Annotated in this window: 13 protein-coding genes; 11 read left to right on the top strand and 2 right to left on the bottom strand. The window is 40.7% G+C overall.

The features are described 5' to 3' along the window. The 3 genes from AOC36_RS06695 (at position 1) to AOC36_RS06685 (ending at position 3776) form a co-directional block, all read left to right on the top strand. Positions 1 to 777 (top strand): distal tail protein Dit, encoded by a 777-nt coding sequence (locus tag AOC36_RS06695; protein ID WP_067632675.1) that lies wholly within the window; start codon positions 1 to 3, stop codon positions 775 to 777. A gap of 4 nt (positions 778 to 781) precedes the next feature. Beyond that, positions 782 to 3307: a phage tail spike protein gene (locus AOC36_RS06690; protein WP_067632673.1), complete on the top strand. Its 2526-nt coding sequence runs from the start codon at positions 782 to 784 to the stop codon at positions 3305 to 3307. A 202-nt stretch (positions 3308 to 3509) separates the two neighbouring features. After that, positions 3510 to 3776, top strand: a complete 267-nt coding sequence (locus tag AOC36_RS06685) for a hypothetical protein (RefSeq protein ID WP_198401161.1) — start codon at positions 3510 to 3512, stop codon at positions 3774 to 3776. A gap of 40 nt (positions 3777 to 3816) precedes the next feature. Here the strand turns inward: AOC36_RS06685 and istB are convergent, their stop codons facing one another. Together istB and istA are read right to left on the bottom strand one after the other, a co-directional pair. Next, the gene (gene istB, locus AOC36_RS06680; RefSeq protein ID WP_067630339.1) at positions 3817 to 4563 is read right to left on the bottom strand and encodes an IS21-like element helper ATPase IstB; all 747 of its coding nucleotides are present in this window, start codon (positions 4561 to 4563) and stop codon (positions 3817 to 3819) included. A gap of 11 nt (positions 4564 to 4574) precedes the next feature. Beyond that, positions 4575 to 6023, bottom strand: a complete 1449-nt coding sequence (gene istA / locus AOC36_RS06675) for an IS21 family transposase (protein WP_157777120.1) — start codon at positions 6021 to 6023, stop codon at positions 4575 to 4577. Positions 6024 to 6215: 192 nt separating this feature from the next. Between istA and AOC36_RS06670 the strand changes: the two genes are divergently transcribed. The 8 genes from AOC36_RS06670 (at position 6216) to AOC36_RS06635 (ending at position 12695) form a co-directional block, all read left to right on the top strand. Then, complete coding sequence (locus tag AOC36_RS06670; protein WP_198401160.1) at positions 6216 to 6479, top strand: hypothetical protein; 264 nt, start codon at positions 6216 to 6218, stop codon at positions 6477 to 6479. Next, a complete protein-coding gene (locus AOC36_RS06665; RefSeq protein ID WP_067632671.1) occupies positions 6479 to 8947 on the top strand; it encodes a glycosyl hydrolase family 18 protein in 2469 nt (822 codons plus the stop codon). The genes AOC36_RS06670 and AOC36_RS06665 overlap by 1 nt, the downstream gene beginning before the upstream one ends. 60 nt (positions 8948 to 9007) lie before the next feature. Then, the gene (locus tag AOC36_RS06660) at positions 9008 to 9418 is read left to right on the top strand and encodes a phage holin family protein (protein ID WP_061106176.1); all 411 of its coding nucleotides are present in this window, start codon (positions 9008 to 9010) and stop codon (positions 9416 to 9418) included. Between the two features lie 2 nt (positions 9419 to 9420). After that, the gene (locus AOC36_RS06655) at positions 9421 to 10359 is read left to right on the top strand and encodes a GH25 family lysozyme (RefSeq protein WP_067632669.1); all 939 of its coding nucleotides are present in this window, start codon (positions 9421 to 9423) and stop codon (positions 10357 to 10359) included. 139 nt (positions 10360 to 10498) lie between these two features. Then, entirely contained in the window at positions 10499 to 10717 is a 219-nt protein-coding gene (locus tag AOC36_RS06650; protein WP_067632667.1) for a hypothetical protein, read from the top strand. Between the two features lie 13 nt (positions 10718 to 10730). Continuing rightward, positions 10731 to 11009 carry a hypothetical protein gene (locus AOC36_RS06645; protein WP_198401159.1) on the top strand — a complete coding sequence of 93 codons (279 nt, stop codon included), beginning with the start codon at positions 10731 to 10733 and terminating at the stop codon, positions 11007 to 11009. Then, positions 11002 to 12138 carry a DUF2800 domain-containing protein gene (locus AOC36_RS06640; RefSeq protein ID WP_067632663.1) on the top strand — a complete coding sequence of 379 codons (1137 nt, stop codon included), beginning with the start codon at positions 11002 to 11004 and terminating at the stop codon, positions 12136 to 12138. Before AOC36_RS06645 ends, AOC36_RS06640 begins: the two co-directional genes overlap by 8 nt. A gap of 5 nt (positions 12139 to 12143) precedes the next feature. Next, positions 12144 to 12695, top strand: coding sequence for a DUF2815 family protein (locus AOC36_RS06635; protein WP_067632661.1), 552 nt, complete (start codon positions 12144 to 12146; stop codon positions 12693 to 12695). Positions 12696 to 12698: the final 3 nt, after the last annotated feature.

Raw genomic sequence — 12698 nt, 5'->3', positions numbered from 1 at the left:
ATGGGTTTTTCATATGACGATATTTCTTCAAAAAGCATGGGACTAAAAGCCAGGCTCACTTCCTGGCAGGTCTGTGGAGGAATGCGAAATTTCACCACCAACGTACCTGGAAAGTATGGGGTGACAGACTTTGGAGCTGATTTTGATTACCGAGAAATCAATGTAGCTTGCAATATCTATCCCAAGCATAGCTTTTCTGCTCTGGTGAGTACGCTTGATGAACTTTCAACATGGCTTGATCCCATGCAAGGGTTAAAAGAACTTGTTTTTGATGATGTACCCGACAGGTATTTCATGGCAAGGCTGAATGAAAAAGTGGACTGTGAACGACTCATTCGTTTTGCAGGAAGTTTCAACTTGAAGTTTTTCTGTCCTGACCCTTTTGCTTATGCCATTACGGATGAAAATTATTTAATAGAAAGCGAAGGCGACCACACGGTTACAAGACTGACCGGCAATGTTGATTCCAATCCTATGTATCGCTTGAAGGGAATCATCACATCGGGTGTGAACAATTCTATTTCTGTTACAACCAATGGCTTGGAAATGAAAATAGTGAATGCTGTACTTTTGGCAGAAGAAACCCTTGTCATTGATACAGGTAAGATGACGGCTTATGTGGAAGACGAAAACGGGATAATCTTAAGAAACGCTTTGCCTTACCTAGAGGATATAGATTTTCCAAGTCTTCATGTGGGCACGAATACCCTAGCAATAACAACGAATAATGCTGTGTTTACAGCACTTGAAATAAAGGCTCGCAGTAGATGGAGGTGATCCAGTGGCACTAAAAACAATATTAAATAAGCAGACAGATTTTACGGGAGAGTTCCCAGTCGAATATGCAAAATCTGGACTGTGGCGATTTAATGATGTATCAGTTGATGAATATGGCTATCTTGCAGACTCTTCTGGGTTAGACAGAAAAATAGAGCTTGTCAATTATCTAGGAACAACTGCGAGCCTTCTAAGTGGCCAAAAAGGGAGACAAATCCGAATCAACATCAACAATCCCGCTACAGAAAAAACCTACCTTAAAGTGGCCAATGATGGTACTTTCTTTTCGGAGATGGGAGAGCGAATCCTTGTTGGCGGTTGGATGATACCGACTACTTATTCGGTGGGAAATACCTATTGCCCCGTATTAAATACGCGCTATGGTCCTGGTCAGCCTATCTTTTACCTGTCGCTCTTTGCAGGCAGACCTAGAATCATGCTTTATAACGCTAGTGGTTCTCTCATACTCGACCAAACAACCACACCGCCTTTTTCACTCATCAATGGTGGTGTGTATTTTATTTGCACGGTCATAGAACCAAACAATAAAAATGCATGGATTGTACTGGGAGATAAGACGAGCGGAACAAGCTGGGTGTCACCGACTTATTCCTTTACAGGCACACTAAATCCTTCTTGCACGGCCGACATCATTATGGGCATGCATGCAGATGCCTATTGGTATGCTGGAAGATTTGATGACTGGTTTTTTGATATGGATTCAAGTCTTACAGTGGATGATTTGATTGATTATTTCAATGGGTCTCTTTTGACTAACGGTGGTGATATGGGCGGTGCTGTTGATGCTCTTAGCGTACCGGGAGTGGTGAGCTTAAGGGAAACAGAAGGTGTCTATCCAACGGAAGGAACACTATATACTGCTCCGGCAACGTGCAATCTATCTGGCACAGGTCGGGTCTCCGTTACCAGTGAATATATCTCTGGGGTAACTGCAGTTGGGCCGATAGAAACCTCAACAAGCGATGACCTAGTTCATTGGAGTGATTGGGTAGCCATCGCACTTGATGGAAAACTGGTATCTCCAAATAAGGCATACATTCGTTTTAAGGTCACACTTACTACCACAGATACGAGTAAGACCCCTCGAATTATTGATATCAGGCTATATGACATTCCAAAGTCACCTTATGAGAGGATTGGTTTTTCAAGACCGGTCGTACTGGATTCAAATGGGGCTTGGGAGGCTGTGTTAGAAAATGCTTATAACATTGTGGTAACCAGTGAAATCAATGGCGAGGATACGCTCTCCTTTATGATCCCCTACCGTGATCCCAAGCGGGGATTTATTGATAGCGAAAAGAAAATTCAGATTGTTGATGACATCTATAAAGTAAGGACTTTAACAGATACAAAAGACAGCGAAGGAAATCTAGCGACTGAAGTGTATGCTGAGGCAGAGTTTTATGACCTGACTTTTTCAGTGCGAAAAGAAGAGCATAAATTTGATGCAGAAACTGCTGAAGTCTCTATGGCTTATGCCTTAGAAGGAACGGAATGGAGCGTAGGCACAGTTAATGTACGAACTAAAAGAACCTGGACGAGTACAGAAAAGAATGCACTTTCCATCCTTCGCACGGTTGCTGACTTACACGGTGGAGACCTTGTCTTTGATTGCCCGAATAGACTGGTCCATCTCTTAACGGTCTATGGTACGGATAGTGGTGCATTGTTCGCCTATAAGAAAAATATGAAGAGCATTAAAAGAGTCGTTGATACCAGAAGTCTTGTAACAAGGCTCTATGCCATTGGCAGCGATGGTCTTACCTTTGCAGACATCAATGGAGGAAAGGCGTATGTGGAGGACTATACTTATTCGTCTGATATTCGAATATCAACGCTTGATTGTTCTTCCTTTACCAATCCCTATCAGATGAAAGAATATACCGAGATGAGGCTGGCTCAGTATTCAAAACCCAATATCTCCTATGTTTTAAATGCAATGGATTTATCAGTCTTAACGGGTTATGAGCATGAGGCATGGTCGCTTGGCGATTACGTTCATGTAGAAGATAAGGATTTAGGGCTGTCGGTGACCACTCGTGTCATACGAAGAGAATACAACTTACAAGAACCATGGAATACAGTATTAGAACTATCTACTACCCTTAAAAATCTGGGTAGTTCTGCAAGCCAGTGGGATAACGTGGCAGATTCTCTTGAAGGCACAAGTATGGTGACAAACAATGATATCCGGGAAATGGTGCCTTTTAATCTGTTGCGAAATTCTCGTGCTGATGATGGAATGGCTTACTGGGTTAACTCAGGCTTTGAAGTAGATGGTGATAACGGTGTAAGTGGGTCGACATCCTTTAAGGCAATGGGTATAGCCAATATGACAAAAAGTATGGCTCAGACCATCTATCCAGCTAATCGCTCTAGCTACACGCTCTCGGCACAAATCGCATCTGAAAACCTTGAAAAGCTGAGTAGCAACTCACAGGTTGGCATTGAAGTGGTTATTGAATATGAAGATGGAACGACAGAAGCAAGGTTTATTGATTTGTATTAAGGAGGTGGATTGGTGGCCTATTTTTCAAGAACATCAGAAAAGATACACCCAGAAAGCTACTCTACTAAAGTAAAATCCATTACCGTCCGTGTCTGTGTCACAAATTGCACAGGCACTTTTTATATTACGGATCTCTTTTTACAAGCAGGGTCAGTGGTCACGGGATGGGTAGGTCATCCCTGTGAAATAAGGTGGACGTTAGATGGCTAAGGTTAAATTTATAAGGTTGGCAGAAGTCATAAATAAAAAACAAGATATGCGTGTCATGAGTGTAAGCATAAAACCTACCCTCTATGATTGCACTGGCATGATTTGGTTTACGGACATCCAGTTACAAGAAGGACCTGTTCTAAATGGTTATGCGCCTCATACGGAGAGCAGGTTAGAAAAACTAAAGGAAGATGGCAGTATCAAGAATCCTGTTTGGTTTAACGGTGTGGTCCGTTCAGTGTATTTGTCAACTGAATAATGGTCCAAATCTCAATTGAAAACTGGTCCACTACCGTTTGTCATTCTTTGCTCTTTAGCCAAGCAATTGTTTCTTCAACACGATAACTCTCTCCACTCATATTTAATAGATGTGATTTATAGGTTAAGCGGTCGACTAGAGCAGTTGTTAGAATGGGGTCTTTGAATATTTCTTCCCATCTATCGAACATTAAATTTGTTGTAATAATCATAGAGCCCACTGTTATTCTATTTGAGATTAGATTGAATAGAATTTCACTTCCTTCTTTATCAAATGATACATAGCCGAGTTCATCAAGAATTACTAGATCAAATTTTTCAAACTTCTTTTTGTATTGCGTAATTTGATTTTTTGACATAGCTTCTTTTAACTCTATAATTAGATTAGGAACGCTGATAAATAGCACTTTTTTATTTTCTAGACAAGCTTTGATTCCAAGTGCGGTCGCATAATGTGTTTTTCCCATTCCAGGATTACTCATTAAGATAATGTTTTCTTTATTTTCTATAAAGTTCAATGTTTCCAGTTCTTTAAACTTTCGTTTTAATTCTGAATTAAATTTTACAGTCGTAAAATCCTCCAATGTCTTGTTTTGAGGAAATCGAGCAGCACGAATGCGTTGTTTTATTCCGTTGTCACGACGATTGTTTCGTTCGCAATAAAGCAGTTCGTTAAGAAATTCTTGAAAATCCAATCCTTTGTGTTTCGCTTCCTGTATTGCTGCTTCATAGTGTGTTTTTATGAATGAAAGTTTTAATTCTTTTGACAATTGTTCAATTGTTTCCATTAATTTATCTCCTAGTGCATTAATTGGCTTATTTTCTTAAGTTGTTTACGTGATTGTTCTTGTATGCTGTCATCATACTCAACGGTGTCAATTGTATTTGAAACCAACCGATACTTTAAAGCATCTTTGAGCGTTTTATACGTTTCATTCCTGTTTTCTTGAAGAATTTCTATGAACTCTTTAGTTCTTGTTTTATAATGATTATGGTAGATGTTATAAAGCTCAGGATGTTGTTTTAGGACAAGTGAATTCTTTACAGATCCCGGCTTAGTCATCATTGTATTCAGATAGTGGTCCAACACAAGCTGATATTGATGATGACCATCTATCTTTTTATGTTCGTACACAAATGTGTGATTTGAATAGATGCGTATCGAATTTACGGTGTTTTTGACCGTAACTCTTTTGTGTTGGAGATAGTCTGGGACTGAATAAAAATTATTTTCAACGTGTATACAACCATACTTGTCAACACTATATACTTCGATATCAGCGAATTCATAAGGAATTCTGTAAGGTTGAAGTTCTTTCTTTTCATCTTCGATTGAACTCTTTATATTGATTTCATCAAGAGTCTGTTCAAGATGAACACATGCCTCTTCAAATGTTTCAAACTTATAGTCCTTTGCGAATACACGATTTCGAATTACCTTAACACTGTTTTCTACACTTCCTTTTTCATGACCACTTCGTATATTAGTCAGGTTAATTTCAAAATTATAATAGAGTGCCAGTTTGAGGCAATCATCATTAATTTCTTTTTCATAAGGCGTTATAAAGCGCTTCACGACGTTTCTCATATTGTCATATACAACTTCACCCCAAGAGCCTTTAGAATGCTCAAAGAAGCGAACATGTGCATCTATGAATACTTGTTTGCGTTGGTTTGGATATAAATATGCATACCGATATCCGCTTGCTGGTGATGAGAAAACAGCGAGATAATATGTTCTTGGTTCACCATTAATTAAAAGCTTTACTTCTCCAAAGTCAAACTCTAACCGCTCACCATATCGATAATCTTGTCGAATAAATGTTTCTCGTGAAGCTTGAATTTCATGCACAAAATTTCGTATGGTTGTCTGACCAATATCATGTCCCTCGCTTTTGATAATTTCAAAAATTTGAGTGACTGTTAACTTTTGCTTATGATGTCTTCCTAGTAACATATCTTTATCTTTTTCTGAATCCATAATTTCAATGATGCGTGCTTGAATTTCTTGCGTTAACTTGCGCTTACCTCGTTTGCTTGCATCATAGTGACGGTCCCCAACAATTTGATCAATGACTTCTACTTTTCTTTCGTCTGATAAATCATGATTATCAATCAATTGTATTTGACATTTATTATATTCCTGAAGATACCGTGCGACCGTCTTTCGGTCTATACCCAATTCAAGGGCAATCTTTCTGTTGGACCATCCTTTCTTTTTTAATGTGATAATTGAATATTTGCTCATTTGTGATATCACCTCTTTCACCTCCAAAAGCATTATCACACACTTCTGAAGTTATAAAAATAGTGGACCAGTTTTCAATTGAGAATTGGCCCACTTTTAGATTAACAAATACATTCAGAGGAAACCATTATTTTATTTAATGTTGGTGAAACCTCTGCAGGACTTGATATTCATATCTATCCAAAGCTTTCTATGTCTGCTGGAACAGTGAAACTAAGCCAAGGTATAGGAGGGCAACAGGTCTCCTTCCCTGGAACCATTGGAAAAGATGCTGATTTGGCACTTCTAGCATCTACACGAGAGTGTACCAAAAACGGAGCAAGCGAACCCAAAGAGGGGTTCTATCAATACAGTGCTGCCTGGGACTCAAAGCACAAAGTGACCCTTGAAAAAGGGAAATCTGCAAGGGTGCTGTTTACCATGCAAGAAATGCAAGACGGAGGTGAACCATTCTAATGGAACGACTAAAAGGCAAGAAAATCATGGTGTGGACTTTTATGGGAAATGCACGGATGTATGAAGCTTTAGAGAAATATGGAGACCGGATTGATACCATCGGTCTTTTTTCTTTTAAGGTACGAGCTACGGGTGAAATTGTTGAGAGTGGTGTTACCATCAGTAGTATGCTCCCCTACATCAACCGTTATCGTCACATCAAATGGTTACTTACCATTGCCAATGATGGAGCAAACAGTATTTTCAGAGCATTGAGAGATAACACGAATGGCGCTCAGGAACTGTTTCTATCCGAGCTTATTCGTATTATGAAAAAGTATCCTTGGTGCGATGGTATTGATATTGACCTAGAAAGGGGCGATGACTATTCCACTCATGCTGAGTCAACGACCATGTTTAAAAATATTTACAACACCATCAAAGCCTATGATTCAAGTAAACTGATGAACATTTGCCTTCCAGGTATGACTAGTGTCAATGGCTCTGTAGGTGGTGAGAACTGGTGCGTATATGGTGACCTAGACCCTTATTGCGATACCGCATCAATTATGAGTTATGGTATGGCTTGGTCAGGTTCTGCACCGGGACCTGTATCTCCAAGGAGCTGGCTTGAAGGGATCTATGATTATGCCGTTACAGTGATGAATCCCGATAAGATTTTCTTTGGGATGCCTGCTTACGGCTGGAACTGGCAAATCTATGACACACCAGAAAACCTAGGTAAAGCCTATAGGGGAACGTCTCATACCTACTATGCGGCAAAATACTGGATGACAGGAGTCTATAATTTCACACACGATGCACCTCCTCAACCGTTTATTCCCATCGTGGCTTACTGGGATGATGATAATAAAGTGCCTTGGGCATTGCCGCATGTCTACGATTATATGGAAGGAAGAGATGCCGCTCGCTATAGCTATCCACTCTTATCTGCAAGCTACAATGGCAGACAGTATCTGACGGCCTATGGCAAACAACAAAAGTCAGCCTTTGGAACTGTTTATGTGGATCATGATGCCATGCCGGATAGTTATTCTGGTGTTGTTTCTGTTTCTAATAGCGTCACAACACTGGGGGATGAAGGTGCGGCAACCTATCATTTTACGCTTGCTCAGGCAGGTACTTATGATGTAGCAGTAAAGCTAGGCTTTCCATTTTGGGATAAGAATAATATTCATATCTCCCTTGATGGAAATGAAGTAGATTTTTCTGAAAACAGACTGTGGTGGCCTTATTGGAGAACGACTTTCTGGGCGGTGCTTAAAAAAGGAGTGAGCCTTTCTGCAGGAACACACACCATCACCATTTCGCTTGGGGCAAAGGGTGTACAGTTTTATGGATTTAGAGTCTGTTCTTCATTTTCTGAGGAGCCAACAGTTGGTGAAGCAGAATATACCCTAGCTCCTAGACATTTCAAGGATGTAAATGGTGATATGGTAGGACCTGCAACTGGTTTTAAGTTGACGCTTGAAATGCTTAGAAGAAAAGCAGATTCTGCCCTTGTGTGGTATGAGGATTTTAGAGATGATAACCCTCTCCCCCAAAGCTACTGGACAACATTATCAGGCGAATGGAGTGTTTGGCAAGATACAAGCAGTTCGATGAATAGACCCTATTCCCAACTGGAGGGTAAGGGGCAGTTAGCATGGAACTACAACAGTTTTTCAGATATCCATTTAAGGGCGCAGATTATTTTTCCTGAGACCTTTAGTGGCAAGGCAGGTGTTTTTATTGGAACGATGTATTGTTGCTTTAATTATGATAACCAGCGTATTGAACTGTATGAAGGTTCTACTTTAAAAGGTAGTTATGCCACCAGCTTTTCAAAAACATCGGCCGCAAACATTCGATCGAATCCAAGCTTTTACACTCTAGAAATTCGAAAGCGTGGCAATCAAGTGCGGGTCTATTCCTCTGCATCTAATACACTGCGCTTTACAGCCACTTGCTCGGATGTGACAGGGTATGCAGGTATTCGTTCGGATAATAAAGTCCATTGCCAGTTGCTTCGCTTAGGCGATGCTTGGACCTATGAGCCTTATGAACGCTTTGACGTGCTTATGCCCGATGGAACATTTAAAACTTATGGTCGGCTATCAAGAAGTAACTGTTCTTGGGATGATGAGTTTCAAGTGTTTACTTTAACAGCAGACCTTGAGGAATCAGCCACAAGAAGTGAAAGCATCTCCCTAGATTATGATTTTTTTCATTCAGATATGATGCCGTCCATCCAGTGCGGAAAGGACTACAGTGTCACCATCATTCCAAGGGATATTAACATCTGGATATCTCGTATTTTCTTAGGTGATGGTGACGGATTTTCCATTCTTTATTATCAGGATGTGGATAGCCTGGTGTACTGGGCAAATGAAGCAGCTTATCGGTGGAAACTTCGAGGCATGTGTATGTGGTCACTAGGCCAGGAGGATTTAAGACTCTGGGAGTGGCTACCAAAACAAATAGAGTAATCAAAGGAACATCTGCAAAAGTAGGTGTTCTTTTTATTTCAACAAAAGGAGGAATTTTAAATGAAAGAAATATGGAACTGGATCCAAGTTGTGATAACAGCAATCGGTGGATTCTTCGGATGGTTTTTAGGAGGAGCAGACGGGTTTTTATATGCGCTACTAGTCTTTGTAGTCATCGACTATCTAACAGGTGTCTTATGTGCAATCGCTGATAAGACCCTATCAAGTGAAGTGGGATTTATCGGAATCAGCCGTAAAGTGCTGATTTTTGTTTTAGTGGGTGTAGCTAATATTTTAGATGTTTATGTGATTGGTGATGGGAGCGTACTAAGAACAGCGATTGTTTTCTTCTATCTATCGAATGAGGGGATTTCGCTGTTAGAAAATTCAGCTCACCTTGGACTACCTATCCCAGAAAAACTAAAAGATGTATTAAAACAGCTCCACAACAAGAGCGATAAGGAGGAATAATCATGAAAACTAAAGGAATCGATATCAGCACGTGGCAAAAACCAAGTCAGATAAACTATGACCAACTTGCGAAAGAGGTTGATTTTGTCATTCTACGTGCAGGATACACCGGTCACGGTACAGGAGTGAGTTTACACAAAGATGATGTCTTTGAAAAACACTACAAAGCCTTTCACGAGAGAGGTATTCCTATCGGTGTTTACTGGTACAGCTGTGCCAATACCAAAACCAAAAGCATAGCAGAAGCGAAGAAATGCCTAGAAATTATCAAAGGCAAGACCATCTCTTATCCCGTTTTTATTGATACAGAGGATAATTATCATCAGCGACCAAGTGGCAAGAAAGCCATTACCGATGCGTTGGTAGGATTTTGTGAAACCGTGGAAAAGGCAGGCTATTATGCCGGTATCTATGCATCTAGTTCTTGGTTTCAAGATTTGACAGAACTGGATCGTCTAGCACCTTATGATTTCTGGGTCGCTCAGTGGTCGAGTAAAGAACCGACACTTCGTCATGGTATCTGGCAGTACACAAGCAAAGGTAAATTGAATGGTTATTCAGGCAATTTGGATATGAACTATGCCTACAAGGATTATAAAACGATTATCCAAAGTGCAAGGCTAAATCATCTTGGTAAAGAAGAAAATATACCTGCTCCTACAGAAAAGAAATCGGTCGGGGCACTGGCCAAGGAAGTCATTCAAGGGTTGTGGGGTAATGGCGAAGAACGAAAGAAACGTTTAACGGATGCAGGCTATGATTACGCGGCAGTGCAATCAAAAGTCAATGAAATGCTATCTAGTAAAAAGTCTATTGATGCCATCGCAAAGGAAGTCATTCGTGGCGATTGGGGTAACGGACAAGATCGAAAAAACAAACTTACAAATGCCGGTTATGACTATATTTCAGTACAAAAAAGGGTCAATGAACTCTTGAAATAATAGTAATCCAGAATGCCTATCAAGGAGTATTTCTCTTTGGTAGGCTTTCTTTTTTTCTAAACCGTCAGATTCTATCACCTCCCGAGGCTACTAGGTAGAGGGCAAGAAATAAATCGCCCTTTGGAAAGAGGTGATGGATATGAAACACAATCTCAAAATTAGTGTTTCTAAGAAACCACAGACAGGCGGACTTGTTACCTGCCGTAATTTGTCCGTAAGGGAACGAATTCTTCGCTTTCTTTTAGGGAGTAAACAGCGTGTAACGATTGTGATCCCTGGAGACAGCATCGAGGAACTCTCTATCTGTGAAATGACGAAAGGAGGAACTGACCTTGAGCAAAATAAAGCTACTGCTTGAAGTGGTCAATGATATGCGAAGTCTTGCTGACAGCATACAGGCAGTTTGCGATGCGATGACAGAAGGAGATCCTACTCCAAGTGCAAAAGCTGTAACTGAACAAGAACCAGTAAAAGAGCCAGATATCCCACTGGAAAAAGTGCGTATGGTACTTGCTGAAAAGAGCCAGCTTGGATTTACCACCGAAGTGCGAGGACTCATTCAGAAGTATGGTGCAGACAAGTTAAGTGCTATTGATAAGGCGTATTATGCTGACATCTTGAAAGATGCGGAGGGTCTTGGGAATGGGTAATCATGCAATATTATCTGCATCCTCATCCCACAGGTGGCTTAACTGCCTACCCTCTGCAAGACTTGAACTGGAGTTTGAAGACCAAAGTGGTGAGGCAGCAAAAGAAGGCACAGCGGCTCATGACCTGTGTGAACACAAACTAAAAAAGGCACTTCATATGAGAAGTCAGCGACCTGTCTCTGAGTATAACTCTGATGAGATGGAGGAATGTACAGATGCTTACGTGGACTTTGTTATGGAGCAGGTGGAACTTGCAAGAAAGTCTTGCACAGATCCTATCGTTCTTATTGAACAACGTCTTGACTTCTCTTGTTATGTTCCAGATGGTTTTGGGACAGGAGACTGTGTAATCATTTCAGATGACAGACTTCACATCGTAGACTTTAAATATGGACTGGGTGTGCTAGTTGATGCCGTGGACAATCCACAGATGAAACTGTATGCCCTAGGAGCACTTGGAATCTATGATCACCTGTACGACATCAAAGAAGTGTCCATGACGATCTTTCAGCCTAGAAGAGAGAATGTCAGCACCTGGACAATACCGGTGGAAGAACTAAAAGACTGGGCTGAAGAGGAACTAAAGCCCAGAGCTGTCAAAGCCTTCAACGGTGAGGGTGAATACATCCCCGGTCCATGGTGTACCTTCTGTAAAGCGGCAAACAAATGTAGGGCTAGAGCCGAAGAAAAACTAAAACTTGCTGAGAAAGAATTCAAGATGCCACCTCTTCTGACGGATGCTGAAATAGAAGAAATCTTACTTATTCTTCCCGACCTTACCAAATGGGCAAATGAAATAACTGCCTATGCCACTGATGCAGCAGTCAATCACGGTAAAGAGTGGAATGGTTTTAAAGTTGTGGAAGGTCGCTCGGTTCGTAAGTATAAAGATGAAGAAGCCATCGCAGAAAAAGCTGTAGCAGGTGGATATAAGGATATTTACAGAAAGAGCCTTATTCCGATGACAGAGATGCAAAAACTGATGGGTAAAGCCAAGTTTGAGGAACTCCTCGGTGACTTCATTTACAAACCACCGGGCAAGCCGACTCTTGTTCCCAATTCGGATAAAAGACCGGCGATTAACGTAGTAAATGCTAAAAACGAATTTAACGAAATTATGGAGGATTAAATATTATGGCAAATATGCAAAACAAAACAAAAGTTATCACAGGTGTAAACTCAAGATTTTCTTACTTCCACGGATGGGAGCCTGTATCTATTAATGGTGGTGCAGAAAAGTACAGCGTTTCCGTCCTTATTCCAAAGGATGACAAGGAAACCATTAATGCTATCCATGCAGCAGTTGATGCTGCCATTGAGGAAGGTATCGCAAAGTTTGGTGGTAAGAAACCAAATAAGGCAGCCATTAAACTACCGCTGCGTGATGGTGATGTAGAGCGTGATGATGAGGCTTATAAAGGCCATTACTTCATCAATGCAAATAGCAAGACAGCGCCACAGATTGTAGATAAAAGTGTTAAGCCGATTATGGATCGCAGTGAGGTGTATAGCGGTTGTTATGGCAGGGTTTCTCTTAACTTCTATGCTTTCAACTCAAATGGTAATAAAGGTGTAGCTTGTGGTCTTGGTAACATTCAAAAAATTAGAGACGGAGAACCTCTAGGCGGTAAGACTTCTGCAGTAGATGATTTTACGACTCTTGTCGATGATGACTTCCTTGCCTAATAG

It is taken from the genome of Erysipelothrix larvae (assembly GCF_001545095.1).
GTDB classification, from domain to species: Bacteria; Bacillota_I; Bacilli_A; order Erysipelotrichales; family Erysipelotrichaceae; genus Erysipelothrix; species Erysipelothrix larvae.
Note: the sequence above shows the minus strand (reverse complement) of the source record. Positions and strands in the feature narration are given on the sequence as shown.

Coding starts and splice junctions, on each gene's coding strand:
- AOC36_RS06645 (WP_198401159.1), top strand. CDS start 10,731: ATGCGAAGTCTTGCTGACAGCATACAGGCAGTTTGCGATGCGATGACA.
- AOC36_RS06655 (WP_067632669.1), top strand. CDS start 9,421: ATGAAAACTAAAGGAATCGATATCAGCACGTGGCAAAAACCAAGTCAG.
- AOC36_RS06635 (WP_067632661.1), top strand. CDS start 12,144: ATGGCAAATATGCAAAACAAAACAAAAGTTATCACAGGTGTAAACTCA.
- AOC36_RS06670 (WP_198401160.1), top strand. CDS start 6,216: ATGTCTGCTGGAACAGTGAAACTAAGCCAAGGTATAGGAGGGCAACAG.
- AOC36_RS06665 (WP_067632671.1), top strand. CDS start 6,479: ATGGAACGACTAAAAGGCAAGAAAATCATGGTGTGGACTTTTATGGGA.
- AOC36_RS06650 (WP_067632667.1), top strand. CDS start 10,499: ATGAAACACAATCTCAAAATTAGTGTTTCTAAGAAACCACAGACAGGC.
- AOC36_RS06660 (WP_061106176.1), top strand. CDS start 9,008: ATGAAAGAAATATGGAACTGGATCCAAGTTGTGATAACAGCAATCGGT.
- istB (WP_067630339.1), bottom strand. CDS start 4,563: ATGGAAACAATTGAACAATTGTCAAAAGAATTAAAACTTTCATTCATA.
- AOC36_RS06685 (WP_198401161.1), top strand. CDS start 3,510: ATGGCTAAGGTTAAATTTATAAGGTTGGCAGAAGTCATAAATAAAAAA.
- AOC36_RS06695 (WP_067632675.1), top strand. CDS start 1: ATGGGTTTTTCATATGACGATATTTCTTCAAAAAGCATGGGACTAAAA.
- AOC36_RS06640 (WP_067632663.1), top strand. CDS start 11,002: ATGGGTAATCATGCAATATTATCTGCATCCTCATCCCACAGGTGGCTT.
- istA (WP_157777120.1), bottom strand. CDS start 6,023: ATGAGCAAATATTCAATTATCACATTAAAAAAGAAAGGATGGTCCAAC.